A 23644-nucleotide genomic window follows, 5' to 3' on the forward strand; every position below is an offset into this window, starting at 1 on the left:
TCCCTGCTACCGCATTACTGCACCCATTCAATGTAAGTAAATAAAACCGTGTTTCAAGCCAGATCGACCACCAGCGCCGCCCGAACGTTCTCCGGCAGCGTGAACGACTCCACGGTGTAGGCCGACAGGTCGATGCCCATGCGGATCGCAGCGCCCGACTTGGCGGCGGCGATCGAGGTGGCATCGAGCTCGAAGCGCAGGAAGTGCACCGAGGACGTCTTCTCCTCGTTTTCGCGCTCGAGATCCTCGTCGGCGATGGCATACACGCGCGGCTGGTCGGCGACCTGCACCCACACGCGGTCCTCGATGCCCTTCAGCCTGGCGAGCGCCGCCTTGCGCTCGTCCGGGTCGGAGTACTGGATCATCATGGTCGCCTTCCAGTTGGTGCCGTCCGGAACCAGCGGATTGTAGGCGTCGAGTTCGTCCTGGATGCCCGCCTCCTCGAAGGTGCGTTCGGCGCGCAGCATCTCCTGGATCTGGTAGCGCATGGTCTTCTCGTCCTCGAAAATCAGCGTGACGTGCCCGCCCAGTTCGACCATGCGCGTCTTCTTGTGCGCGATGATTTCGGCGCGCATCGTTGGGCGCACCTTGGCATAGCCCTCGAGGGTCAGCAGGCTGTCACGGGTGATCTGCGGCATGGGTTTCTCCTTGTAGCGTTGATTCATTCGAGGCCATAGGCGATGCGCAGCAGCGTGATCGGGTGCTGCTTCTGCGCGGTGGCGGCTTCGCCCATGCCCTGCAGGATGTGACGCGCGGCGATCGCGCAGTCGGAACTCACGTAGTCGGGTTGCGGCTCGGCCATCTGGCGGAACACCGGCTTGCCGATCTTCATCGACTTGTCGAAGAACTCGGTCTTGACGCCCCAGGTGCCGTCGTGGCCCGAGCAGCGCTCGACCAGCGTCACCTCGGCACCGGCCATCTGCAGCGCGTCGCGCGTCTTGTTGCCGATATTCTGCACGCGCTGGTGGCAGGGCACGTGGTAGGCGACCTTGCCGAGCGGCGACTTGAAGTCGGTCTTCAGCAGGCCGTCGGCGCTGCGCGCCATCAGGTATTCGAACGGGTCCCACATCGCCTCCTTAACCGCCTGCACGTCGGCGTCGTGCGGGAACATCAGCGGCAGTTCCTGCTTGTACATCAGCGTGCAGGACGGCACCGGCGTGAGGATCGCGTAGCCCTCGCGCGCCAGTTTCGCCAGATGCGGGATGTTGGTTTCCTTCAGCCGCGCCACGGCATCGAGGTCGCCCAGCTCGAGCTTGGGCATGCCGCAGCACGCCTCCTTCTCCACCAGCACGTGCGGGATCTCGTTGTGCGTCAGCAGCTTGATGAGGTCGTGGCCGATGCCGGGCTCGTTGTAGTTGACATAGCAGGTCGAGTAGATCGCCACCTTGCCGGGCGTCTTCTCGCCGGCCTTCACCGGGAAGTCGCTGCGCGGCTTCGCGGTGGAACGGAATTTCGCGCTGTCGTATTCGGGCAGCCTGCGGTCGGGATGGATCTTGAGCACGCCGTCGACGATCTTGCGGATCGGCTTGCTCTTCAGGCTGGCGTTGACCGCCTGCACCACCACCGGGATCGAGGCGAGCTTGCCCATCGCGTCGGTGCTCGACAGGAGCTTGTCGCGGAAGGTCGTCCCGCCCTTCCGGAACTTGATCGCCTTGGCGCGCAGCATCGTGTGCGGGAAATCGAGGTTCCACGGATGCGGCGGCACGTAGGGGCACTTCGTCATGTAGCAGAGGTCGCACAGGTAGCACTCGTCGACCACCTTCCAGTAGTCGGACTTGGCGACGCCGTCGACTTCCATGGTCGAGGACTCGTCGACCAGGTCGAACAGGGTCGGGAACGCGGTGCACAGCGAGACGCAGCGGCGGCAGCCGTGGCAGATGTCGAAGATCCGCTCGAGCTCGTGGTTGAGCTTGTCCTCGCTGTAGAAATCCGGGTTGGTCCAATCAAGCGGATGACGGGTGGGGGCTTCGAGGCTGCCTTCGCGGGTGCTCATGCGAACTCCAGTTGGTCTTATGAAAATCAGGGGCAAAAAAAGCGGGCCGTGGCCGACCCGCTTTCGGCACGGGCGGAATTACGAGCCCAGGCTGTCCAGGGTCTTCTGGAACTTGTTGGCGTGCGAGCGCTCGGCCTTGGCCAGGGTCTCGAACCAGTCGGCGATCTCGTCGAAGCCTTCGGCACGCGCATCCTTGGCCATGCCCGGGTACATGTCGGTGTACTCGTGGGTTTCGCCGGCGATGGCGGTCTTCAGGTTGTCGGCGGTGGGTCCGAAGGCCATGCCGGTGGCAGGGTCGCCGCACTTTTCCAGGTATTCCAGGTGGCCGTGGGCGTGGCCGGTCTCGCCTTCGGCGGTGGAGCGGAAGACGGCGGCAACGTCGTTGTAGCCTTCGACGTCGGCCTTGGCTGCGAAGTAGAGGTAGCGGCGGTTGGCCTGCGATTCGCCTGCGAACGCGGCCTTCAGATGTTCTTCGGTTTTCGAACCTTTGAGTTGCATAACCTGATCTCCTTGGTTTACATAGACATGCTTTGCAGCACTGAAATTTTCACCCTGTCTGGCGCGCCCGACCCCTTATGTATAGCAGGCCGGGCCGTGGATGAAATCCGGTTTTTAGACTAAGTCTAATACCTGAACGAAGATTAAACCGGCTGCGATGACGCTGTCAACCTCGTTGTACACTCACGACTCATCGGAGAACCGCCATGAGCTTTGACAAGACGAAGACCGACGCCGAGTGGCGCGCCGAACTCAGCCCCGAGCAATACCGCATCCTGCGCGAGCACGGCACCGAGCGTGCCTTCACCGGCGAGTACTGGGACCACCACGAGGCGGGCGAATACCGCTGCGCCGCGTGCGGCGAGCAGTTGTTCTCGTCCGATACCAAATTCGATTCCGGCACCGGCTGGCCGAGCTTCTACCAGCCCGTGAATCCCGCCGCGGTGGCGGAAAAGCGCGATAGCAGCCACGGCATGGTCCGCGTGGAGGCACTGTGCCACCGCTGCGGCTCGCACCTGGGCCACGTCTTCCCCGACGGCCCGGCGCCCACCGGGCTGCGCTACTGCATCAATTCGGCCGCGCTCACGTTCCGCAAAAAACAGGACTGAACCTTGCATATCTTCGACGCCCGCATTGCGGCGATCACGGCCGCCACGCCCAGCATTCGCGTCCTGCGCCTGACGATATCCGATCCCGCCTTCCGCTTCCTGCCCGGCCAGTGGGTCGATCTCAGCGTCGACGCCGACGGCACGACCTGGACCTCGGGCTACTCGATCACCACCTCGCCGATCCACCGCGGCGAGATCGAACTGGCGATCAAGGCGAGCGGGCGGCACCCGCTCTCACGCTGGGTGCACGAGCGCGCAGCGGTCGGCGACCGCGTGCGCGTGAGCCAGGGCCAGGGGCCGTTCGTCTACCTGCCCGAGATGAGTGACAACGTCGTGCTGATCGGCGGCGGCGTCGGCATCACCCCCCTGCTTTCGATCTTCCGCCACGTGCGCGACGCCGGCCTGCCCACCCGGGCGCATCTGGTGTACAGCGTATCGGACAGCCGCGAAATCCTGTTCCGCGACGAACTGGATGCCGCGGCGCGCACGCACCCGAACCTGCACGTCAGCGTCACCGTCACGCAGCCCGATCCGGCCTGGCACGGCCTGACCGGGCGCATCGATCCGGTCAAGCTGCATGCGCTCGACGCGCCGGACGACACCCTCTACTACCTGTGCGGCCCCCGGGGCATGGTCGAGGACCTGAGCGTCCTGCTGCATGAACTCGGCGTGCCGATGAGCCGCATCATTTTCGAGAAATGGTGGTAGGCCGGACTGGTTCGATTCGGCTATTCAAGCATTCCCCCGGCTCGTGTAAGGTTAAGCGCGTTTCCTGTTCGGAGAACCCCATGCGCATCATTGCCCTCCTCGCCACCCTTGTCCTCAGCAGCGCGGCCCTCGCCGGCCCCGACGACGTCGTGCGGCCCTATCCGGCCGAGCAGGTCAGCCCCGGCGTCTACGTCATCCACGGCCCGCAGGGCGTGCCGTCGCGCGAAAACCAGAGCTTCATGAATAATCCGGCGTGGGTCGTCACCGACGACGGCGTCGTCGTGATCGACCCGGGCTCCAGCGTGCAGGCCGGCCGCATGGTCGTCGAGCAACTGCGCAAGACGACGCAGAAGCCGGTCACCCACGTGTTCAACACCCACGTCCACGGCGACCATTGGCTCGGCAACCAGGCGATCCTGGACGCGTGGCCGAAGGCGACCCTGATCGCGCATCCCGACATGATCAAGCAGGCGCACGACGGCGCCGGCGCGTTCTGGATCAAGCTGATGTCGGACATGACCGGCGGCTACACCGACGGCACCCGCGCGGAGATTCCCACGATCGCGGCGGCCGACGGCCAGGAATTCCGCATCGGCGGCAAGATCTTCCGCATCCATTCCTCGACCGACGCCCACAGCAAGACCGACCTCATGATCGAGCTGCCGCAGGACCGCATCCTCTTCACCGCCGACAACGTGCTCGACCATCAGGTGATGAACCTGCGCGACGGCACCTTCAAGGGCGTCCTGAAGGCCACCGACCGTGCGCTCGCCCTGAATGCCCGCCTCTACGTCCCCGGCCACGGCCGCACCGGCGACCGCACCTTCGTCGAGGACCAGAAGGTCTGGTTCGAGACGCTGGTCTCCGAAGTGCGTCGCATGTACGACGAAGGCAAGAGCGATTACGAAATGAAGCCCGTGATCGCCGAGAAACTGAAGGCGTTCCGTGACTGGCCGGAGTGGGACACCAACCTCGGCCAGCAGATCAGCCTGGCGATCCTCGAAATCGAACAGGAATAAACAGGAGTCGCCGCCGATGCGCGGCGGCTTGCGTTCAGTCGCGCAGCCGGGTCACGCCGGCCAGCGCACCGGGCTGCCAGTCACGGTCCAGGCTCACCCACTCGGCGTGGTCGCCGAGCATGCGGACGACGCCGGGGCGGCGGTTGTCCCCCGTGTCGGAAAACTCGAAACGGTAGTCGCGCCGGAACTGCAGCTGCCCGTCGCCGTTGCGCGCCAGGCGGATGCGGCCGAGCGCCACGCTGTCGTCGAGGAACTGCACGCCGGCGTCACGGCAGGCGCGGCGACCGACGGCCACCGCCTGCTCCCGCACCTGCAGCCCCGCATACCAGTACCAGCCGAGCGCGCCGAGGGCGGCGAGCAGCAGGATCTCGCCACTCACTGGCCGGCGGAATCGGGCTTGACCGGACTGCGGAACAGCGCCGCGACCTGCTTCTTCGGCGCCGGGCGCGTCAGCGCCGGTGCGCTTTCGCTGCGCGGCGCTTCGCTCGGAACATAGGGCGCGTCGAACAGCGCATCGCGCGGCGCCGCTGGCCTGGCGCGCGGTGCGCGGCGTTCCCGATCCCGCTCCCGCTCGCCATGGCGTTCGGACCGGGGCGGACGCGAGTCGTAGGCCGGCACGTCCGCCGCGCCGGGCTCGAAGCCCGGCACGATCACCGCCTCGACCGTGCTGCCGATCAGCTTCTCGATGTCCTTGAGGTAGCGCGTCTCCGCCTCGCTGACCAGCGAGATCGCTTCGCCGCTGGCCCCCGCGCGTCCGGTGCGGCCGATGCGGTGGACATAGTCCTCGGCGTTGTGCGGCAGGTCGTAGTTGACGACATAGGGCAGCGCCTCGATGTCGATGCCACGCGCGGCGACATCGGTGGCGACCAGCACGCGGATGCTGCCCGCCTTGAATGCGTCGAGCGCCTTGATGCGCTCCTGCTGCGTCTTGTCGCCGTGGATCGCGTCAGCATGGATGCCGGCCTTGTTGAGCTCGTTGGAGAGGCGGTTGCAGCCGAGCTTGGTGCCGGTGAACACCAGCACCTGTCGAAGATCACGGCTCTTGATCAGATGTGCCAGCAGCTGCCGCTTGCGCTCCTGGTGCACCGGGTGCACCACCTGCGTGACGGTCACCGCCGTGACGTTGCGCGCCACCTCGATGAAGGTCGGATTGTTGAGGATGCTGTCGGCGAGCTTGCGGATCTCTTCCGGAAACGTCGCCGAGAACATCATGTTCACCCGCTGCGCGGGCAAGAGCGCGACGATGCGCTTGAGATCGGGCATGAAGCCCATGTCGAGCATGCGGTCGGCCTCGTCGAGCACCAGCGTGTTGACCTGGGTCAGCATCAGCGTCTTGTTCTGCACGTGGTCGAGCAGGCGGCCGGGCGTGGCGACGAGGATCTCGACGCCGGTCTTCAGGATCGGGATCTGGGTATTGATGTTGACTCCGCCGTACACCACCAGCGAGCGCAGCGGAACGTGCTTGGTGTAGGCCTGGATGGCTTCCTCGACCTGGATCGCGAGTTCCCGCGTGGGGGTGAGGATCAGCGCGCGGATCGGATGCTTGGCCGGCGAGGTGCTGGTGTTGGCGAAAGGCAACAGGCGCTGGATCAGCGGCAACGCAAAGGCCGCGGTCTTGCCGGTGCCGGTCTGCGCCGCGCCGAGGATGTCGCCCCCCTGCAAGGCGCGCGGAATAACCTGCGCCTGAATCGGTGTCGGCGAAGCGTAGCCCATCTCGTCGAGGGCACGCAGGATGTCGGGCGCCAGCCCGAGTTCAGCAAAGGTCGTCAAAACGCTGTCCAGTCAAATCTCGATCCAGTCAAACCCTGCCGCCTGGCAGGCCACCGGGACGTCGGCGTCGGCGCAGTCCAGCGCCTGCGCGAGCGCCCGCCGCGCCAGCGCAGCGGTATTGTTCGTCTTCGACACATGCGCCGCCATCACGCATCGCAGTTTGGCGTGCTTCAGCCTCGCCAGCAAGGCCGCCGCCTGGCCGTTCTCCAGATGGCCGAAGCGCCCGCCCACCCGGCGCTTGAGGCTCGCCGGATAAGGCCCGTTCTCCAGCATCGCCGCGTCGTGGTTGCACTCGAGCACCAGCGCGTCGACGCCGGCCAGCATCGCCTCGATATGCGGCGTGCTGCAGCCGGTGTCGGTCAGGACGCCGAGCCGGCGATCGCCGTCGCCGAAAACATACTGCACCGGCTCGCGGGCGTCATGCGGCACCGGATACGGCTGGATCTCGAGGTCGCCCACCGCGAACGGCGCATGGCTGTCGATCACCTGCACCGGCACGCCATCGAGATCCTGCGCCATTGCGCACGTCCCGGCGGTGAGCCAGACCGGCAGCCGATGCTTGCGCGCGAGCCGCCCCACCCCGCCGATGTGGTCGCTGTGCTCGTGCGTGACCACGATGCCCGCCAGCTCGTCCGGCCGAAGGCCCAGGCGCGCCAGCCGCGCCACGCTGTCGGCCAGCCCGAACCCGCAGTCCATCAGTACCCGCGTGCCGCCGGCCTCGACGACGAGGCCGTTGCCCTCGCTGCCGCTGCCGAGGCTGGCGAAGCGCATCAGGCCGGCACCCGCATCACTTCAATTCTTTGTAGAGCAGATTGAGGATGCGGTTGCGCGTCTTCTCGTCCGCGGGCTTGCCCTCGGCGGCCGTGACGCTGACCTCGCTCTTCTCGCCCGTCTCGCTGACCACGACCTGCAACTGCGGCGAGGCCTTCGGCTTCTTGCTGCGCCAGAAGGCGAACTTGGCGAGGATGCCGTCGTCGCGCTTGCTGGCGTTGTCGGCGTCGGGATCGATGTAGCGCACGTAGTAGATGCCCTTGGAGCGGTCGCGGTCCTCGACGGCGAAGCCGACGCGGTCCAGCGCGAGGCCGACGCGACGCCAGGCACGGTCGAAGGCTTCGTCCATCTGCAGCACCGGTGCACCGGCCTGCTGGACGAGGTGCGCCTGCTCGGGCGCCTGCTTCTGCGCCAGCAGGGCATCGGCGCGGCTCTTCTCGACGCCGAAGCGCAGCATCAGCCGGCGCAGCATCTCCGCCTCGAGTTCGGGATCGGGGTCGCGCGGCTCCCACACGGTCTTGTCCTTGCCTTCGGTGGCGTAGACCTCCTTCATGCCGCGATGGCTGATGTAGATTTCGGTGCCGTCCTTGCCGGTCTCGATGCGGGTGCGGAACTTGTCGCGCTCGGGCGTGGAATAGAGGCCGTCGATCACCTTGCCGATGGTGCGGCGGATGATGTCCTGCGGAATCTTGGCGCGGTTCTCCGCCCAGTCCGTTTCCATGATGCCGGTCTCGGGCGACTCCAGGTTGATGATGAAGCCGTTCTCCTGCCAGAAGTCCTTGATGACCGGCCACACCTGCTGCGGCGTCGCGTTCACCACCAGCCAGCGCTGGCTGCCGGCGCGCACGATGCGGACCTTGTCTTCGGTCGGCAGCAGTGTCTGTGCCCCGGCCGGCTCCGTCTTGCGCTCGGCGCTGTAGGCCGACAGGGTGGCGGTTCCGCCGCCCTGGGCATCCGGGATCGCGTAGCGGTTGTCCGCCGTCGGCGCCACCAGGTCCGGCGGCACTTCCAGCGTCGGCGCCTTCTGCGCCGATTTGTAGTCGATCTTCTTGGTTTCCATGATGCCGCAGCCCGACACGGCCACGCTAACCATCAGAAACAGGGGCAATAAACGCATAAGGGGTCCTAAGTGGATGGTTTACATCAAACCGGCCGACGCATCGCGCGGCGCTAAATCAGCCTGGCGTGGCGCAGCGCGTCACGCACGGTGTCGTGCAGGCCGGCAGACAGCGGCGTCAGCGGCAGGCGCATGCCCGACGGGATCAGGCCAAGCTCGGCGCACGCCCACTTGACCGGTATCGGGTTGGCCTCGACGAACAGCTTGCTGTGCAGCGGCAGCAGCAGGTTGTTGATCTCGCGGGCCCGCGCCAGGTTCCCGTCGAACGCCGCCGCGCACATCTCGTGCATCAGCTTCGGGGCGACGTTGGCGGTGACCGAGATGACGCCGTGCCCGCCGAGCAGCATGAACGGCAGGCCGGAGGCGTCGTCACCGCTGTAGAGCATGAAATCCTTCGGTGCGCGGCGCAGCAGGTCGGCGGCGCGCTCCATGTTGCCGGTGGCGTCCTTGATGCCGGCGATGCCGGGCACCTGGGCCAGCCGCAGCGCGGTGTCGTTGGACAGGTCGGCGACCGTGCGGCCGGGCACGTTGTAGAGGATCAGCGGCAGGTCGACCGACTCGGCGATCTTCTTGTAGTGCTGGTAGAGCCCTTCCTGGGTCGGCTTGTTGTAGTACGGCACGACCGACAGGCCGGCCGCCGCGCCCGCCGCCTTCGCGCATTCGGTGAGCTCGATCGCCTCGGCCGTGGAATTCGCGCCGGTGCCCGCGACCACCGGCACGCGCCCCGCCGCCTGTTCGACGGTGGTGCGGATCAGCAGGCAATGTTCATCGTAGCTGACCGTCGGCGATTCGCCCGTGGTGCCGACGATGACGATGCCGTCCGTCCCCTGCGCGATGTGCCAGTCGACGAGCTTGCGCAGCGCGTCGAGATCGAGCGCCCCGTCGTCCCCCATGGGGGTGACGATCGCAACCAGGCTGCCGGTGAGCGTATTCATGTCTGCCATACTGGGTCCGCCGCGTGTGCTCCAAACAGGCGCCGGCCTGGCCGGCGCTGCAATGTCAAATGCAGCATTCTAATCGATCTCGCGGGTCTGGTCGTGTCCCGCCGCGCGGCCGGCTCACCGCTGCGGCGGACGCGGATTGTGCCAGCGACCGCCCGCCAGCAGCAGGTCCGCCTCCGGCGGCCCCCAGGTGCCGCGCTCATAGCCGCACACTGGATCGCTGTGCGAAAGCACCGGCTCGACCACGCGCCAGGCCGCCTCGACCGCGTCCTGGCGCGCGAACAGCATCGCCTCGCCGTCCATGGCGTCGCCAAGCAGGCGCTCGTAGGCGCTCATTTCGTCCGGGTGGCTGTTGCAGACGTAGAGCTCGACCGGGCGGCCGACCATGCGATCGCCGACATTCTTGGTGCGGGCGCCGAGCGCGATCGAGACCGTCGGCGACAGCCGCATGCGCAGGTAGTTGGGAGCCAGCGGCCCGGATTCGGACAGCGCGAACACGCGCTGCGGCGGCAGCTGGAATTCGGCGCGCAGTTCGGTGGTGGTGATCGGCAGGTGCTTGCCGGTGCGCACGATGAAGGGCACGCCGGCCCAGCGCCAGGTGTCGATGAAAAAGCGCACTGCGGCAAAGGTTTCGGTATCGGAGCCGCGCCCCACACCCTCCTCGCCCCGATAGCCGTCGTACTGCCCGCGCACCACGTCACCCGGCGCCAGCGGGCGGATCGCCTTCAGGAGCTTGGCCTGCTCGTCGCGCACCGCCTCGGCACTCGTGCCGAGCGGCGGTTCCATCGCCAGCAACGCGAGAATCTGCAGCAGATGGTTCTGCAGCACGTCGCGGATCGCGCCGACCGAATCGTAGAAGCGCCCACGCCCCGCGACGCCGAAATCCTCCGACATGGTGATCTGCACCTGGCGGATATGGTTGCGGTTCCAGATCGGCTCGAGGAAGGAGTTGGCGAAGCGAAAATACAGAATGTTCTGCACCGCCTCCTTGCCGAGGTAGTGGTCGATGCGGAAGATGTCCGATTCGGGCAGCGCCTCGTGCAGCGTGGCGTTCAGCAAACGCGCCGACTCGAGGTCGCGCCCAAAGGGTTTTTCCACGACCACGCGTGCGCCGCGCGTGCAGTCGGCCGCCTGCAGGCCGCGCACCACCACGGAGAACATCGCCGGCGGGATGGCGAAGTAATGCAGGGGGCGCTGCCGTCGGTCGAGCGCGCGGCGCAACGCGGCAAAGGTCTCGGGATCCTCATAGTCGCCGTTGATGTAGGTGATCAGGCTCGCGAGATTGCGGAACAGGGCCTCGTCCACGCTGCCGCCGAACTCGCGGATACCCGCGTGCGCGTGCTCGCGCAGGCGGTCGAGATCCCACCCCGGCGTATGCGCAACACAGATCACCGGCGGCAGGGTGCGGCCGTGCCGCAGCATGTCGTGCAAGGCCGGAAAGATCTTGCGCCGCGCCAGATCGCCGGTGGCACCGAACAGCACCAAGGCATCGGATTGCATGTCATCCGTCATTTTTGCTCCCCCTCCGTCGATTGCGCGCGGACGGCGCCGCGCCCGCACGCCCCTAGCTGAGCCGTCCGAGCCAATCCGCCAGCTGCGCGACGCCCGCGCTCACGCCCTGGATCAGGAGCGGCACCGCCCATATCCACGCGACCATCAGCCCCAGCGCCGCGACGCCCAGCCCGATCGAGAACATGTTCAGGCCGGGCGTGGTGCGCGCCACGATGCCGAAGGCCAGCTGGATCAGCAGCGCGAGCGCCAGCATCGGCAGCGCGAGCTGCACGCCGGTGACGAACAGCCAGCTGCCCGCCTCGCCCAGCGCACGCAGGTCGGCACCGCCCGGCAGGGCCGCGACGGGCATGGCGGCAAAACTGTCGCGCAAGGCATGCACCACGAGCAGATGGCCGCTCGCGCCGAGAAAGGCCATCGCCGCGAGCCAGCCGGCGAGTGCGCGCCAGGCGGCGTCCGTGACCGTCGCCTGCTCCGCGGTGAGATTGAGGAGGCCGGCAGTCGCGGTGTGCCCGCTCCAGGTCAGCGCCGCCGCCACCGCGGCGAACACCAGCCAGACGCAGAGCGCGACCGCGGCGCCCCAGCCGAACTCGAGGCCCAGCCCCAGGAGGCCCGGCACGGAAAAGGGACGCACGGCGCCCACTGCGAGCCCGGGCGCGAGCGCAGCGGCGAGCACCGCCGCGAGGAACAGCCGCAGCTTCAACGGCAGGCGCCCCACCAGCGGGTCGAACACCGCCCAGCCGGCAACCCGGGCAAAGGCGAACAGCCACACCGACGCGCTCGCCTCGCTCAGCGGCATGGCTGCCTCATTCGACGAGGCCCGGGAAACCCGTCAGCAGGGTGCGCGCGAACTCCAGCAGCTGTCCGCCCATCCAGCCGCCCAGCAGCACCAGCACGAGCAGCACGACGATGAGCTTGGGGACGAAGGACAGGGTCGGCTCGAGGATCTGCGTGGCGGCCTGGAACAGGCTGACGAGGAAGGCGGTGACCAGCCCCGCGAGCAGCAGCGGCGCCGCGAGCAGGATCACCAGCCAGAGCGCGTCGCGGGCGAGGTCTTCCATCAAAGCTCTCCTCGCGCAGCGAAACCTTGTCCCCCTCCCCCATTCGGGGCGAGGGTGGGGAGAGGGGGACGGCCAGGGTTCGCCATGGCCATCAGAAACTGCCGATCAGCGAACCGACCAGCAGGTGCCAGCCGTCGACGGTGACGAACAGCAGCAGCTTCAGCGGCAGCGAAACCAGCTGCGGCGGCATCATGACCATACCCAGCGCGGTCATCACGGCCGCCACGACCAGGTCGATCACCAGGAAGGGCAGCACGACCATGAAGCCGATCTGGAAGGCCGTCTTGAGTTCGCTGGTCAGGAAGGCCGGCGCCAGCGCAGCGAGCGGCACCGTCTCGACGCGCTTGGGATCGATGCGCTTGTCGTCTTCGGTGAAGAGGCCGAGGTCCTCGGCGCGCGTCTGCCGCAGCATGAAGGCCTTGAGCGGCGCCGCGGCGCGTTCGGCGGCCGCCTCGAAGCCCAGCGTACCGGCCAGATAGGGCTGGTAGGCGTCGGCGTTGATCGCCTTCAGGGCGGGCGACATCACGAAAATCGTCAGCAGCAGCGCGAGCCCGGTCAGCACCAGGTTCGGCGGCGCGGTCGGGCTGCCGAGCCCCTGGCGCAGCAGGAACAGCACCACCGCGATCCGCGTGAAGGCGGTGAAGGCCAGCAGCAGCGCCGGCAGGAAAGGGAACAGCAGCAGCCAGGGCAGGCTGGCGCCGGGTACGCCGATCACCTGGCCGCCGGCGCCGGGCGTCACGGCGAGCAGGGGCACGCTGGCGTCGCCGGCCCAGGCCGGCGCGCCCAGCGCCAGCGCGAGGAGGAAAACAAGCGCCTTCATCGCATGCGCTCCGCACCGCCGTCCGGCTTCGGCCGGGTGTGCAGCAGCCGCACGTTGCCGCCGCCCACGCCGAGCAGCAGCCAGGTGTCGTCGACCTCGACCACGACGACGCGTTCGCGCGCGCCGACCGCCGTGGTCCCCACCACCTTGACCACGCCCTGGGCGCCGGCGCCCGGCAGGTAGCGCCGCACCAGCCAGGCGACCGCGACAAAGCCGCCGAGGATCAGCACGAGGCTGAGCAGCACCGTCGCCATGCCCGCCGCCGGGCTCGTCGCCGCGAGCGCCCAGGATGGAACCAGCAGGAGCCCCCCTGCCCCCCAGAATCTAGCCATGCCGGATGACCTCCCGCGCCCAGCGCGTCATGTCGTCGGTGGAAGACGGCAGCTGCACGACCAGCCCCGCCTCGGTGGAATCGGCCGCGATGCGCCACGCGAGCACGGGCGGCAACGTGCCCTGCGCCGGCGCATCGAGCCAGCACTCGGCCAGCGCGGCATCCAGCGTGCGGATGCAGGTGCCGGGCACGAAGGGCGCCGCGCCGGCCACGCGGCGCCCACCCAGGCGGCGCGTCAGCCACAGCGCGCTCAAGGCCGGATCGGGGTGCCACGCGGGATGCGCCGGGGCCGCTGCGGGCGCGGGCGCCACGCAGGCCTCCAGCCGGACGGGCAGCTGCAGCCGTGCGCTCAGGATGGCGGCGAGCCTGCGCGTCAGGCGCTCGGAGAGGCCGTCGCCCGGCGCGGTGAGGAAGGCGACTTCCGCCGGCGTGAGCCCGTGCAGCGCCATCAGCGTCCCCCGCCCTCGCGCCGATGCGTCAGCTCGACCAGCTCGTCGTGGTCGCGCTGCTCGAGACGCCTCTGCTGAACCGCGGCATGAGCCCGGTGGCGCTGTTCCAGCAGACGCAGCGCCTTCACCCGCTGTTCGCTCTGCAGCCACTCGGCCAGCCGGGCCTGCCATTCGCGATGCGCGGCGTCGATGGCGGCCTGCGCCGCCAGCATGTCTTCGGCCTGCGCGCACTGCAGCCGATGGGTTTCCCGCAGCTGCGCGGCCGGCACGCCGCCGCGCAGCTCGCCCGCCAGCTGCACGATGCGTGCGTCGCGCAGCGCGCGCAGCTGCACCTGATGGCCGCGCGCACGCAGCCACATGCCGTGGGCGAGCTTGACGGCGCGCGCCAGCGCTTCGCTGCGCCGTTCGGCGAGCTGCAGCACGCGCGCCAGCGCGAACGGCTTCATCCGAGCACCTCCTCGAGGCCGGCGCGCGCCTCGTCCAGCGTCGAGTGCTCGCGCATGCCCTGCATCAGGTACTGCTGCATGCGCGGATAAAGCCGCACGCCCTCGTCGAGCACCACGTCGGCGCCGGGGACGTAGGCGCCGACGGCGAGCAGGTCGCGGCTGCGCATGTAGCGCGAATAGAGATACTTGAAGCGGCGCGTCCGCTCCAGCGCCTCGTCGGACAGCAGGTCGGGCTGCGCCCGGCTGATCGAGGCCTCGATGTCGATCGCGGGATAATGGCCCGCGTCGGCGAGATCGCGGGAGAGGACGATGTGGCCATCGAGGATCGCGCGCGCCGCGTCGGCGATCGGATCCTGCTGGTCGTCGCCTTCCATCAGCACGGTGAAGAACGCGGTGATCGATCCGCTGCCGCTGCGGCCGTTGCCGGCACGCTCGGCGAGCTGCGGCAGCTTGGCGAACACCGACGGCGGATAGCCCTTGGTCGCAGGCGGCTCGCCGATCGCCAGCGCCACCTCGCGCTGCGCCATGGCGTAGCGGGTGAGCGAATCCATGATCAGCAGCACATGCTTGCCCTGGTCGCGGAAATACTCGGCGATCGACATCGCGTATGCCGCGCCGTTCAGCCGCATCAGCGGCGGATGGTCGGCAGGCGCCGCCACCACCACGGCGCGGGCCATGCCCTCGGCGCCGAGGATGCGCTCGATGAATTCCTTCACCTCGCGGCCGCGCTCGCCGATCAGCCCCACCACCACCACGTCGGCCTCGGTCATCCGCGCCATCATGCCGAGCAGCACGCTTTTTCCGACGCCGGAGCCGGCAAACAGGCCGAGGCGCTGGCCGCGTCCGACCGTCAGGAGGCCGTTCAGCGCGCGCACGCCGACGTCGAGCGTCTGGCGAATCGGCGCGCGCTCGAGCGGGTTGATCGGACGGCTGTAGAGCGGCACGCGGCGTTCCAGCGACAAGGGTCCGAGGCCGTCGAGCGGCCGTCCGGCGCCGTCGAGCACGCGCCCCAGCAGGCTGTCGCCGACCGGCACCTGGCGCACCCGGTCCTGGGCCCGGCGGCGCGGGATGTAGCGCATGCCGGGGCGCGGCGGCTGCGCCGCCATCGGATTGTCCGGCACCACCCGCGCCCCCGGCATCACGCCATAGATGTCGGTGGCCGGCATGATGAACAGGCGGTCGCCGGAAAAGCCCGCGACCTCGGCCTCGATGCTCTGGCCGCCGGGGATGTGGATGTGGCACTGGCTGCCGACCGGCAGGCGCAGGCCCACTGCTTCCATGACCAGGCCCGACACCCGCGTGAGCCGCCCGCTGGACGCGATCGGCGTCGCCCAGCTGACCGCCCGTCGGCAGTCGGCCAGGTATTCGCGCAGGCGCACGATGCGGTCCATCACTCGAGCCAGCCCTGGTTGCTGCCGAGCATCTGCACCACCTGCCGCCAGCGCGCCGGCAGGGTGGCGTCGAGGTCGCCCTGCGAGGTTTCGATCAGGCAGCCGCCGCGCACGATGCGCACGTCCTCGACGATGCGCAGGCGGTTCTTGTCGAGCACCTGGTCGAGGTGCGGGCGCACCAGCGCGGCGTCGTCGGGATGCAGCAGCAGACGGGCCTCGCGGGTCGTCTCGGCCATCTGCTTCAGCGCCAGGTTGATGACGTCGAGGATGCGCTCCGGGCGCACGGCGAGTTCGCCCGCCACCACCTGGCGCGCGACGTCGAGCGCCAGTTCCAGCACCATGTCGGCGAGCCGGAAATCGAGGTTGTCGAGGGTCGAGGAGAAGCTCTCGGCGAGCTGCTTCATGCGGCTGCATGCCTGCTCGCCCTCGGTGCGCCCCGCCGCCATGCCTTCGGCATAGCCCTCCGCGCGCGCCGCTTCGCGCAGGGCCGCGAGCTCGGCCTCGGGGTCCGGCACGGCCGGTGCGTCGCCGTTCGCCACCGCCAGCTCGACCACCTCCCATTGCTCGAACGCCGTCCGGTCGTCGCGCGTGCCGTCGTCGCGTGTGCTCATGCCGCCTCCTCATCCGGGAACAGGATCGCGCCCTCGGCGGCGAGCCGCCGCAAGGTCGCGCCGGCCTCGTCCTGCGCCGCCTGGATGGCGGTCACCGGCACGGCGCCGAGCGTGTCCAGGTCGGTCCGCATGCGCTGCGCCGCGGTCGGGCTCATGACTGCCGTCAGCGCGTCCAGCACGCGGCCATCGCTGCCTTTCAGCGCATGCAGCAGCGTACGCGCGCCGATGTTGCGCAGGAAGGTCTTGCGGCTGGCCTCGGGCAGGCGTGCGAGGTCCTCGAACCCCAGGTTGCGCGCACGCAGGCGCGCCGCCAGGTCGGCATCGTTGCGGTCGAGCTGCACCAGCGCGGCCGCCGCGCTGCCTTCGCTCATCTGTCCCAGCAGGCTCGCCACCGCCGCCTCGCCCTGCGGCGCCGCGGCGGCCGCTTCCAGCCCCGCCAGCCAGTCGTCGAGTTCGGCCAGCATGTCGGCGCTCGGCGTCTCGCTGTGCGCGAGGCTCAGCAGCGTGTCGGCGCGCGTCGGCCCGGGCAGCAGTTCCAGCACCGCCGCGGCGACGTCGCGCGGCAGCTGCCCCGCCACCACCGCGATCAGCTGCGGCGCCTGCCCGTCGAGCAGGCCGGCGATCTCGGCCGGCTCGCGCCATGCCAGCTTCTCGAGCGCCTGCGCGCCGGGCGCGCCGAGGCGCTGCAGGATGGCCTGCGCCCGTTCCGGCTGGAACGCCTGCTTCAGCGCGTCGTCGAGAAAACGGCCGGTGTCGGCGGCGAATCCGGTCTGCTCCGCGGCCTCGGCCGCGTAGTCGCGCAGGATCGCACGCACGCGCTCGCGCGGCAGCACGCCCACTTCGCGCATCGCGGCGCCGATGCGACTGATCTCGAGCGGGCTCAGGTAGCGGAACACGGCGGCGGTCGCTTCCTCGCCGAGGGCGAGCAGCAGGGCGGCCGCCTTGTCGATGCCGGGCTGGCTCATGCGCGCATCCACAACTTGATGACGTCGGCGGTCACCCGCGGGTTGGCGAGCACCTGGCTGCGGGCGGCGGCCAGTTCGTCGTCGAGATCGTCGCGCTGCGGCGCCTCGACCGCGGGCGGGCGGCGGGTGCGCTGCCACACGGCCAGCACGATCAGCAGCAGCACGGCGGCTCCTGCCGCCGGCGCCCACAGCGGCCATGCGGGCGAAGCCTGCGGCACGGCGGGCGACGGCAGCCGCGGAATCGGCCGCGGCGCGGGCGCCGCCGGCGGCGCCGCGGACGGCTGTGCGGTCGCGGCAACCGGCAGCGCATAGACATTCAGGGTGTCGCCGCGCGCCGGCTGCAGGTCGAGCGCCTCGCGCGCAAGCTGGCCGGCGCGCGCGAGTTCATCGGCACCGGCCTCGAATCCCAGGATCACGATCGCGCTCACGCGCCGCACGCGGCCTTCCGGCGTATGCGTGGTGCGCACCGTTTTCTCCAGCGGCCGCGCCTGCCCAGCGACAACGACGGTGCGCATCCGCTCCTCGGTCTGCTGCACGTCGGTGTCGTCGAGCGTGGCCGTCACCTGGACGTTGACCCGGTCCTTGCCGAGCCAGGGCGTGAGCACCGCGAGCACCCGCCGCGCCAGGTCCTGCTCGACCGCCAGCCGCCGCGACTGCACCACCTCCGGCGCGCCGCCGCCAAGCAGGACGCCGTGCGGATCGAGCACCTGCACGTCGGCGCGCTTCATGCGCGGCACGCTCGCCGCGACCAGGGTCTGGATCGTCGCCACCTGGTCGGCCGAGAGCCGTGCGCCGGGGCGCAGCCGCACCAGCACCGCGGCGGTCGCCGCCGGCGCGTCGCGCAGGAAAGGCGAGACCTTCGGCAAGGCGAGATGCACGCGCGCCAGCTCGATGGCGTCGAGCGACTGGATCGAACGCGCGAGGTCGATCTCGAGCGCATGCTGGTAACGCTGCTGCTCTTCGAGCGACGAGGCGCCGAAGCGCGGCGCGCGCTCGACCGCATCCTGCGCATCGGCATCCGAGCGCGGCAGCCCGCGCGCCGCGAGGCGGTAGCGGGCGACGTGCAGTTCCTCGGCCGGCACCTCGATGCTGCCGTCGCGCGCCGACAGGCGATAGGGGATGTCGAGCTGGTCGAGCGCGGCGATGACCTCGCCTCCCGCCCGGTCGGACAGGTGGGCGTAGAGGACGCGGTAGACCGGAGGATTGAACCAGACGTAGGCCGCCGCCAGCCCGGCGAACGGCAGCAGCACCAGCAGGGCCAGCATGACGCGGCGCCAGGGGCTCGCTTCGGCGATCAGGTCGCGCAGGCCGCTCAGCCAGCCCGGCACGGGACGCACCTCGTCTGTCCGGCCGGGTCCGGCCGCATCGCTTCACGCGGGATGATTTGGATACTCACGCGGCGATTATATTGAACCGGCGCGCAAATGGCTGCATGCCGCTGCGCCGGGGAACGGCACTAGAGCCAGTCCGGCGTCGCCACCGCGCGCAGCACGACCTGCAGCTGCCCGCCCCGTTCGCGGCCCTGGAACCACCAGATCGCGCCCTTCTTCACCGCGAGGTCGCCGCGCTGGCCGGCGAGCAGCTGCATCGCCACCTGCCCCAGCGTCGGCTGGTGGCCGACGACGAGCACCGGGTGCACGCCATCGGGCCAGCCGGCCGCGGCGAGCACCTCGTCCGCGCGCGCGCCCGGCGCCACCGCCGGCGACTCCGTGTAGTCGCGGCCCAGCGCCTGCGCCGTCTGCAGCGCGCGCGCCGCCGGACTGACCAGGATGCGGATGTCCTCGGGCAAGCGCGGATTGAGCCAGTCCGCCACCCGCGCCGCCAGCTTGCGGCCCTTTTCGGTGAGCTCGCGGCCGAGGTCGGGAACGCCGTCCTCCGCCTCCGCATGCCGCCACAAAATCAGATCCATCCGCTTCTCCTCGCAATATCGGTCGACATGGGACGTCCTTCTACCACCACGGTTTCAGCGCCAGGAAGTCGCGCAGGTGTCCGGCGCCGGCGTCATCGACCACGCCCACCTCCCGCGCGGCCAGCCAGCCCAGCGCGAAGTCGCGCATCGGTCCGGGCCCGGTCGCGTGTGCGGCCAGCAGCGCCCGCGCGATGCACACGTCGTTCGCGCAGCCCAGGCTGTCCTGCGCGTCGCGCAGCACGGCAAGATAGCGCATCTGGCGCTTCGGCCGCTCGACGAACAGCGACTGGAAGAACTCGGCGGCGTAGCGCTGGCGCTTGATCGCGATGCGCAGCGCATGCCGTTCCGCAGGCTCCAGCGCGGCGAACCGCCGCGCGTCACGGGCGACGCGACGATGACCGCGCCTCAGGGCAAGACGGGCCCAGTCGTCGAGTCGCGCACCTTGCGCGAAGCGCTGCGCCTCACGCGCCTCGGCCCGCCAGCCCTGCCGCTGCAGCCAGCGCTGCATCGCCAGCAGCCACGCGCCCGGCTGCGCCTCCGCGAGCGCCGCACGCATCGCCGCATGCACGGCCGCGCGCCGCGCCTCGAGCGCCGCCATCCCCGCCTGCCACGCCGCCGCGTCAGGACAATGTGGCGCGATCGCCGGCAGGGTCTCGGCGCACAGCACGTCCCAGTCGCGCGCCGGCCCCAGCGCGGTGGCGAGCGCCCGCAATCCCGCCGTCAATTCGTCCGGCAATGCGCACACGCGGCGGAACAGCCGCAGCGCCGCGCGCAGCCGCCGCAGCGCCACGCGTGCCTGATGCACATACTCGATGTCGTCAAGCGCCGTGGGCCCGGCATCGAACAGCGCCGGCAGATTCCCCTGGAACTGCGCGAGGCAGTCCTGCACGATCGCGGCGAAGCCTGCCTCCACGCTGATCTCCGCATCGAGCTCGATCGGCGCGGACTTGACCGGGGCCGCAGCCAGCCCGTGCGCCAGCCGCACGCCGCGCTCGGCCTTGCTGACGTCGAACGGCAGGCAGCCGAAGTCGCCCGCCCAGTCGAGCGCCAGCGCAAACAGCGCGTCGGCCTGCCCCGACTTCAATTCGAGCTCGATCTCGCACAGCGGCTGGCGGCGCCCGCCCGCAACGACCTCGCCGACGTCGAGTGCGACTTCGATCTGCGCGCCGGCGCGGCTCCGCACGAGCCAGGCGGTGCGATGGAAGCGCGTCTCGAACACGGGGACGACGCACCCGCGCAGCGCCTCCGGCACGAACGCCCGCGCCTCGGCGGGGAAGCGGCCCCAGTCGAGCGTGCCGCCGGTCACGGCGATTTCGTATTCGATCCGCCGCGACAGCCCGCCGCTGCGCTCGCCCTCGGTCTTCAGCGTCTGCAGCCAGCGCCGCCCCGAACGCCGCACCCGCAGTGCGACGCCGCGGGCACTCAGGGCGAAGTCCGGGGTGTCGAAGTAGCGCGTGACGAGCTCCTGCTCAAGCGGCTCGGCGCGCCGCCGCGCCATGCGCTTCAGGAACGCGCCGACCTGCGCCGGCGGCAGCGCGAGCTTGAGTTCGACTTCCTGCGGATGCGCACCGGTCATTTAAGTGTCATATTGCAAATTGGACGCCCGCTTATTATCGAGGAGACCCATACGAATACCAGAAAGATGAGCCCCCCCGTCCCCGACACCCTGCTCAACCGCGAACTCGGCATCCTCGAATTCCAGCGCCGCGTGCTGGCGCAGGCCGAGGATCCCAGGGTGCCGCTGCTGGAGCGGCTCCGATTCCTCTGCATCTTCGCCTCCAACCTGGACGAGTTCTTCGAGGTGCGCGTGGCCGGCCTCAAGGAGCAGATCCGCGCCAGTTCGACCCAGCGCTCGCCCGACGGCATGACGCCGCGCCAGCAGTTCCGCGCCGTCGCCGAGACGGCGCACGCGCTGGTCGCCCGGCAGTATGCGCTGTTCAACGAGGCGATCATCCCGGCGCTCGCCGAGCAGGGCATCCACTTCATCCGCCGCACGCGCTGGAGCGAGGCGCAGGCGGCGTGGATCCGCGACTATTTCTTCCGCGAGCTGATGCCGGTGCTGACGCCGGTGGGGCTCGACCCGTCGCATCCGTTTCCGCGCGTGCTCAACAAGAGCCTCAACTTCGCCGTCGAGCTCTCCGGCCGCGACGCCTTCGGCCGCAATTCCGGCGCCGCCGTGGTGCAGGCGCCGCGTGCGCTGCCGCGCGTCATCCGCATGCCGGAGGAGATCGCCGGCTGCGAATACGGCTTCGTCTTCCTGTCGTCGATCCTGCACGCCCACGTCGGCGAGCTCTTCACCGGCATGGCGGTGCAGGGCTGCTACCAGTTCCGCGTCACCCGCAACTCCGACCTCTTCGTCGACGACGAGGAGACCAAGAACCTGCGCCAGGCGCTGCAGGGCGAACTGCCGCAGCGCAACTTCGGCGCCGCGGTCCGGCTCGAGGTCGCCGACAACTGCTCGCCGGCCATGGCCGCCTTCCTGCTCGAGCAGTTCGAGCTCGACGCCGAGGACCTCTACCAGGAACGCGGCCCGGTGAACCTGGTGCGCCTGATGCAGGTGCCCGACTGGGTCGACCGCCCCGACCTCAAGTTCGCGCCCTTCCTTCCGTCGCTGCCCGCACGGCTGGCCAAGGACGAGGACATCTTCGCGCAGATCCGCAAGGGCGACATCCTGCTGCACCACCCCTTCGAATCCTTCCAGCCGGTGATCGATTTCATCGAGCAGGCCGCCGCCGACCCCCACGTCGTCGCCATCCGCCAGACCGTCTACCGCACGGGCACCGACTCGCAGCTGATGCAGGCGCTGATCCGCGCCGCGCAGTCGGGCAAGGAAGTCACCGTCGTGGTCGAGCTGCTGGCGCGCTTCGACGAGGAGGCCAACATCAACTGGGCGGCGAAGCTGGAGGAGGTCGGCGCGCATGTCGTCTACGGCGTCGTCGGCCACAAGACCCACGCCAAGCTCGCGCTGGTGATCCGCCGCGAGGAAGGCGCGCTCAAGCGCTATGCGCATCTGGGCACCGGCAACTACCACGCCCGCACCGCACGCCTCTACACCGACTTCGGCCTGCTGACCTGCGACGACGCCGTCACCGCCGACGTCGGCAGCCTGTTCACCCAGATCACCGGCCTCGGCAAGGCCGGCAAGCTGAAGCGCCTGTGGCAATCGCCCTTCACGCTGCACAGCGAAGTCGTCGCCGCGATCAAGCACGAGGCCGAGCTCGCCGCCGCCGGCAAGCCCGCCGCGATCATCGCCAAGATGAACGCGCTGCTCGAGCCGCAGGTCATCGCCGCGCTCTACGCCGCCAGCCAGGCCGGCGTGAAGATCGACCTCGTCGTGCGCGGCGTCTGCGCGTTGAGGCCCGGCATTCCCGGGCTCTCCGAGCACATCCGCGTGCGCTCGGTGGTCGGCCGCTTCCTCGAGCACACGCGCATCTTCTACTTCAGGAACGGCGGCGACGAAAAGGTCTACCTCTCGTCCGCAGACTGGATGGACCGCAACTTCTTCCGCCGCATCGAGACCGGCTTCCCGATCCTCAACCCCAAACTCAGGAAGCGCGTCATCGCCGAAGGCCTCAAGCCCTACCTGCGCGACAACGTCCAGGCCTGGGAGATGCAGCCAGACGGCAGTTATCGCCGGCGCGCCAAGCGCGGCGCCAAGGCCTACTGCGCGCAGAGCGAACTGCTGGCGCTGCTGGGCAAGCCGAAGAAATAGGCGCCCGGCGGCGCGGACCGGGCGCGGTGCGAATCGGACGGCGGCTCAGTTGCCGCCCGGGTCCCCCACGCCTCGGCGCGTGCCCTGCCCATCGTCTTTCCGCCGTTCCGTGTTGCCGGAAGGCTGGCCGTTCTTTCGTGCGTCGGCGCCGCCCGGCCGCTGCCCGTCGTCCGCCTTGCGCCCACGCCCCTGCGACGGCGGACGGCCCGTGGTCGCGCCGCGGTCGGGCAACTGCTCCGCCCCCCGTCCGGGAGGCTGCCCACGGTCATCCCGGTCGGCCGGCTGCTGCGGGCGGCCTTGCGGCATCTCGCGCACGCGCTCCGGCGGGGCCGCCGGCCTCGGCAAGGGCTGCGGCACGGCGGAAGGCGGCCCCGAGCGGTCGCGTTCGCGGCCGTAATCCGGCGGCGTCCCGCGCTCCTGCACCCGTCCGTCCGCCGGCGGCGTCTGGCGCTCGCGGCCGTAGGCGGGCGACTGCGGGCGTTCGGGCTCACGGCCAGACGCCGGCGGCAGCGGCCGCGGCGCGTTGTCGTAGCGCGGCTGCGGAAGGGCTTGCGGTTCGCGCCCGGTGCGGCCGGCGTCGCGCGGCCTCACGACGCCCTGATACGAGAACCGGCTGCGCTCCTGCACCGGCAGCGGACGCGCCCGACGGTCGTCGTCGACGTAGAGCGGCACGTCGTTGACGTAGACGATGCGCGACAGCCGGTAGCCGTCGCGCACGTCGTCGTCGTGGCCGAAGCGCGGCGGCAGCGAGCGGGCCCACCCCGACTGGCGGAAATGGCTGCGCAGGTGCGGCGGGACCGGATGCGCGCGGCGATCGTCGTCGACATACCAGGGCTCGCCGTCGATGTAGACGATCTGGACGTAGAAGTAGCCGCCGTAGGCGTCGGTATCGCGATAGACCGGGTAGCCCGGCCCGTATGCCCCCTCGTCGCCCCAGTCCGGGCCTACGGCGCAGCCGGCCAGCGTCGCGAGCCCGGCGGCAATCAAGACGTGACGCAGATTCATGCAGGTCTCC

26 protein-coding genes are annotated in these 23644 nt (G+C 69.7%); 4 read left to right on the plus strand and 22 right to left on the minus strand.

The window, feature by feature from the left end; translation table 11 throughout:
• Nucleotides 1–53 precede the first annotated feature (53 nt).
• The 3 genes from VA613_RS07795 to VA613_RS07805 all read right to left on the minus strand — a co-directional run bounded on the left by VA613_RS07795 (nt 54) and on the right by VA613_RS07805 (nt 2491).
• Nucleotides 54–638, minus strand: coding sequence for a DUF3501 family protein (locus VA613_RS07795; RefSeq protein WP_324778538.1), 585 nt, complete (start codon nt 636–638; stop codon nt 54–56).
• A 23-nt stretch (nt 639–661) separates the two neighbouring features.
• Nucleotides 662–1993 (minus strand): heterodisulfide reductase-related iron-sulfur binding cluster, encoded by a 1332-nt coding sequence (locus VA613_RS07800; protein WP_324778539.1) that lies wholly within the window; start codon nt 1991–1993, stop codon nt 662–664.
• A 78-nt stretch (nt 1994–2071) separates the two neighbouring features.
• On the minus strand, nt 2072–2491 hold the full coding sequence (locus VA613_RS07805) for a rubrerythrin family protein (RefSeq protein WP_324778540.1): 420 nt from the start codon (nt 2489–2491) through the stop codon (nt 2072–2074).
• Nucleotides 2492–2697: 206 nt separating this feature from the next.
• On the opposite strand from VA613_RS07805, the gene msrB reads away from it, so the two are divergent.
• From msrB to VA613_RS07820, 3 genes are all read left to right on the plus strand, one after another.
• A complete protein-coding gene (msrB, locus tag VA613_RS07810; RefSeq protein ID WP_324778541.1) occupies nt 2698–3099 on the plus strand; it encodes a peptide-methionine (R)-S-oxide reductase MsrB in 402 nt (133 codons plus the stop codon).
• A 3-nt stretch (nt 3100–3102) separates the two neighbouring features.
• On the plus strand, nt 3103–3807 hold the full coding sequence (locus tag VA613_RS07815) for a ferredoxin--NADP reductase (protein ID WP_324778542.1): 705 nt from the start codon (nt 3103–3105) through the stop codon (nt 3805–3807).
• An 80-nt stretch (nt 3808–3887) separates the two neighbouring features.
• The gene (locus tag VA613_RS07820; protein ID WP_324778543.1) at nt 3888–4826 is read left to right on the plus strand and encodes an MBL fold metallo-hydrolase; all 939 of its coding nucleotides are present in this window, start codon (nt 3888–3890) and stop codon (nt 4824–4826) included.
• 34 nt (nt 4827–4860) lie between these two features.
• Here VA613_RS07820 and VA613_RS07825 read toward each other — a convergent pair whose 3' ends face one another.
• The 18 genes from VA613_RS07825 to VA613_RS07910 form a co-directional block, all read right to left on the minus strand.
• A complete protein-coding gene (locus VA613_RS07825; protein ID WP_324778544.1) occupies nt 4861–5205 on the minus strand; it encodes a DUF3301 domain-containing protein in 345 nt (114 codons plus the stop codon).
• Nucleotides 5202–6596, minus strand: coding sequence for a DEAD/DEAH box helicase (locus VA613_RS07830; RefSeq protein ID WP_324778545.1), 1395 nt, complete (start codon nt 6594–6596; stop codon nt 5202–5204). The genes VA613_RS07825 and VA613_RS07830 overlap by 4 nt, the downstream gene beginning before the upstream one ends.
• Before the next feature lie 12 nt (nt 6597–6608).
• Complete coding sequence (locus VA613_RS07835; RefSeq protein WP_324778546.1) at nt 6609–7367, minus strand: MBL fold metallo-hydrolase; 759 nt, start codon at nt 7365–7367, stop codon at nt 6609–6611.
• A 16-nt stretch (nt 7368–7383) separates the two neighbouring features.
• Nucleotides 7384–8484: an outer membrane protein assembly factor BamC gene (gene bamC / locus VA613_RS07840; protein ID WP_324778547.1), complete on the minus strand. Its 1101-nt coding sequence runs from the start codon at nt 8482–8484 to the stop codon at nt 7384–7386.
• A gap of 53 nt (nt 8485–8537) precedes the next feature.
• A complete protein-coding gene (gene dapA / locus VA613_RS07845) occupies nt 8538–9428 on the minus strand; it encodes a 4-hydroxy-tetrahydrodipicolinate synthase (protein WP_324778548.1) in 891 nt (296 codons plus the stop codon).
• 114 nt (nt 9429–9542) lie between these two features.
• Nucleotides 9543–10937: a glucose-6-phosphate dehydrogenase gene (gene zwf / locus VA613_RS07850; protein ID WP_324778549.1), complete on the minus strand. Its 1395-nt coding sequence runs from the start codon at nt 10935–10937 to the stop codon at nt 9543–9545.
• 52 nt (nt 10938–10989) lie between these two features.
• Nucleotides 10990–11733: a flagellar biosynthetic protein FliR gene (locus VA613_RS07855; RefSeq protein ID WP_324778550.1), complete on the minus strand. Its 744-nt coding sequence runs from the start codon at nt 11731–11733 to the stop codon at nt 10990–10992.
• Between the two features lie 7 nt (nt 11734–11740).
• Nucleotides 11741–11995, minus strand: coding sequence for a flagellar biosynthesis protein FliQ (gene fliQ, locus VA613_RS07860; protein WP_324778551.1), 255 nt, complete (start codon nt 11993–11995; stop codon nt 11741–11743).
• A gap of 91 nt (nt 11996–12086) precedes the next feature.
• Nucleotides 12087–12815, minus strand: a complete 729-nt coding sequence (gene fliP, locus VA613_RS07865) for a flagellar type III secretion system pore protein FliP (RefSeq protein WP_324778552.1) — start codon at nt 12813–12815, stop codon at nt 12087–12089.
• The gene (gene fliO / locus VA613_RS07870) at nt 12812–13147 is read right to left on the minus strand and encodes a flagellar biosynthetic protein FliO (RefSeq protein WP_324778553.1); all 336 of its coding nucleotides are present in this window, start codon (nt 13145–13147) and stop codon (nt 12812–12814) included. Before fliO ends, fliP begins: the two co-directional genes overlap by 4 nt.
• Nucleotides 13140–13595, minus strand: coding sequence for a hypothetical protein (locus VA613_RS07875; RefSeq protein ID WP_324778554.1), 456 nt, complete (start codon nt 13593–13595; stop codon nt 13140–13142). The genes fliO and VA613_RS07875 overlap by 8 nt, the downstream gene beginning before the upstream one ends.
• A complete protein-coding gene (locus VA613_RS07880) occupies nt 13595–14041 on the minus strand; it encodes a flagellar export protein FliJ (RefSeq protein WP_324778555.1) in 447 nt (148 codons plus the stop codon). The genes VA613_RS07875 and VA613_RS07880 overlap by 1 nt, the downstream gene beginning before the upstream one ends.
• Nucleotides 14038–15432 (minus strand): flagellar protein export ATPase FliI, encoded by a 1395-nt coding sequence (gene fliI, locus VA613_RS07885; RefSeq protein WP_324781230.1) that lies wholly within the window; start codon nt 15430–15432, stop codon nt 14038–14040. The genes VA613_RS07880 and fliI overlap by 4 nt, the downstream gene beginning before the upstream one ends.
• Nucleotides 15432–16043, minus strand: a complete 612-nt coding sequence (locus tag VA613_RS07890; RefSeq protein WP_324778556.1) for a flagellar assembly protein FliH — start codon at nt 16041–16043, stop codon at nt 15432–15434. Before VA613_RS07890 ends, fliI begins: the two co-directional genes overlap by 1 nt.
• Nucleotides 16040–17008 carry a FliG C-terminal domain-containing protein gene (locus VA613_RS07895; RefSeq protein ID WP_324778557.1) on the minus strand — a complete coding sequence of 323 codons (969 nt, stop codon included), beginning with the start codon at nt 17006–17008 and terminating at the stop codon, nt 16040–16042. Before VA613_RS07895 ends, VA613_RS07890 begins: the two co-directional genes overlap by 4 nt.
• Nucleotides 17005–18336 carry a flagellar basal-body MS-ring/collar protein FliF gene (gene fliF / locus VA613_RS07900; protein WP_324778558.1) on the minus strand — a complete coding sequence of 444 codons (1332 nt, stop codon included), beginning with the start codon at nt 18334–18336 and terminating at the stop codon, nt 17005–17007. The genes VA613_RS07895 and fliF overlap by 4 nt, the downstream gene beginning before the upstream one ends.
• A gap of 128 nt (nt 18337–18464) precedes the next feature.
• Nucleotides 18465–18917 (minus strand): SixA phosphatase family protein, encoded by a 453-nt coding sequence (locus tag VA613_RS07905; protein WP_324778559.1) that lies wholly within the window; start codon nt 18915–18917, stop codon nt 18465–18467.
• A 40-nt stretch (nt 18918–18957) separates the two neighbouring features.
• A complete protein-coding gene (locus VA613_RS07910; RefSeq protein ID WP_324778560.1) occupies nt 18958–20493 on the minus strand; it encodes a CYTH and CHAD domain-containing protein in 1536 nt (511 codons plus the stop codon).
• Between the two features lie 66 nt (nt 20494–20559).
• On the opposite strand from VA613_RS07910, the gene ppk1 reads away from it, so the two are divergent.
• Nucleotides 20560–22629, plus strand: a complete 2070-nt coding sequence (gene ppk1 / locus VA613_RS07915; RefSeq protein WP_324778561.1) for a polyphosphate kinase 1 — start codon at nt 20560–20562, stop codon at nt 22627–22629.
• 45 nt (nt 22630–22674) lie between these two features.
• On the opposite strand, the gene VA613_RS07920 is transcribed toward ppk1, so the two are convergent.
• Nucleotides 22675–23634 (minus strand): hypothetical protein, encoded by a 960-nt coding sequence (locus VA613_RS07920; RefSeq protein WP_324778562.1) that lies wholly within the window; start codon nt 23632–23634, stop codon nt 22675–22677.
• Nucleotides 23635–23644: the final 10 nt, after the last annotated feature.

This window comes from Thiobacillus sp. SCUT-2 (assembly GCF_035621355.1).
Taxonomy (GTDB): domain Bacteria; phylum Pseudomonadota; class Gammaproteobacteria; order Burkholderiales; family Thiobacillaceae; genus Thiobacillus; species Thiobacillus sedimenti.

What these genes read in the sequence shown, in the direction of transcription:
- VA613_RS07795 (WP_324778538.1), bottom strand. Translation starts at nt 638, where the DNA reads ATGCCGCAGATCACCCGTGACAGCCTGCTGACCCTCGAGGGCTATGCC.
- VA613_RS07800 (WP_324778539.1), bottom strand. Translation starts at nt 1,993, where the DNA reads ATGAGCACCCGCGAAGGCAGCCTCGAAGCCCCCACCCGTCATCCGCTT.
- VA613_RS07805 (WP_324778540.1), bottom strand. Translation starts at nt 2,491, where the DNA reads ATGCAACTCAAAGGTTCGAAAACCGAAGAACATCTGAAGGCCGCGTTC.
- msrB (WP_324778541.1), top strand. Translation starts at nt 2,698, where the DNA reads ATGAGCTTTGACAAGACGAAGACCGACGCCGAGTGGCGCGCCGAACTC.
- VA613_RS07820 (WP_324778543.1), top strand. Translation starts at nt 3,888, where the DNA reads ATGCGCATCATTGCCCTCCTCGCCACCCTTGTCCTCAGCAGCGCGGCC.
- VA613_RS07835 (WP_324778546.1), bottom strand. Translation starts at nt 7,367, where the DNA reads ATGCGCTTCGCCAGCCTCGGCAGCGGCAGCGAGGGCAACGGCCTCGTC.
- bamC (WP_324778547.1), bottom strand. Translation starts at nt 8,484, where the DNA reads ATGCGTTTATTGCCCCTGTTTCTGATGGTTAGCGTGGCCGTGTCGGGC.
- dapA (WP_324778548.1), bottom strand. Translation starts at nt 9,428, where the DNA reads ATGGCAGACATGAATACGCTCACCGGCAGCCTGGTTGCGATCGTCACC.
- zwf (WP_324778549.1), bottom strand. Translation starts at nt 10,937, where the DNA reads ATGACGGATGACATGCAATCCGATGCCTTGGTGCTGTTCGGTGCCACC.
- VA613_RS07855 (WP_324778550.1), bottom strand. Translation starts at nt 11,733, where the DNA reads ATGCCGCTGAGCGAGGCGAGCGCGTCGGTGTGGCTGTTCGCCTTTGCC.
- fliQ (WP_324778551.1), bottom strand. Translation starts at nt 11,995, where the DNA reads ATGGAAGACCTCGCCCGCGACGCGCTCTGGCTGGTGATCCTGCTCGCG.
- fliP (WP_324778552.1), bottom strand. Translation starts at nt 12,815, where the DNA reads ATGAAGGCGCTTGTTTTCCTCCTCGCGCTGGCGCTGGGCGCGCCGGCC.
- fliO (WP_324778553.1), bottom strand. Translation starts at nt 13,147, where the DNA reads ATGGCTAGATTCTGGGGGGCAGGGGGGCTCCTGCTGGTTCCATCCTGG.
- VA613_RS07875 (WP_324778554.1), bottom strand. Translation starts at nt 13,595, where the DNA reads ATGGCGCTGCACGGGCTCACGCCGGCGGAAGTCGCCTTCCTCACCGCG.
- VA613_RS07880 (WP_324778555.1), bottom strand. Translation starts at nt 14,041, where the DNA reads ATGAAGCCGTTCGCGCTGGCGCGCGTGCTGCAGCTCGCCGAACGGCGC.
- fliI (WP_324781230.1), bottom strand. Translation starts at nt 15,432, where the DNA reads ATGGACCGCATCGTGCGCCTGCGCGAATACCTGGCCGACTGCCGACGG.
- VA613_RS07890 (WP_324778556.1), bottom strand. Translation starts at nt 16,043, where the DNA reads ATGAGCACACGCGACGACGGCACGCGCGACGACCGGACGGCGTTCGAG.
- VA613_RS07895 (WP_324778557.1), bottom strand. Translation starts at nt 17,008, where the DNA reads ATGAGCCAGCCCGGCATCGACAAGGCGGCCGCCCTGCTGCTCGCCCTC.
- VA613_RS07905 (WP_324778559.1), bottom strand. Translation starts at nt 18,917, where the DNA reads ATGGATCTGATTTTGTGGCGGCATGCGGAGGCGGAGGACGGCGTTCCC.
- VA613_RS07910 (WP_324778560.1), bottom strand. Translation starts at nt 20,493, where the DNA reads ATGACCGGTGCGCATCCGCAGGAAGTCGAACTCAAGCTCGCGCTGCCG.
- ppk1 (WP_324778561.1), top strand. Translation starts at nt 20,560, where the DNA reads ATGAGCCCCCCCGTCCCCGACACCCTGCTCAACCGCGAACTCGGCATC.
- VA613_RS07920 (WP_324778562.1), bottom strand. Translation starts at nt 23,634, where the DNA reads ATGAATCTGCGTCACGTCTTGATTGCCGCCGGGCTCGCGACGCTGGCC.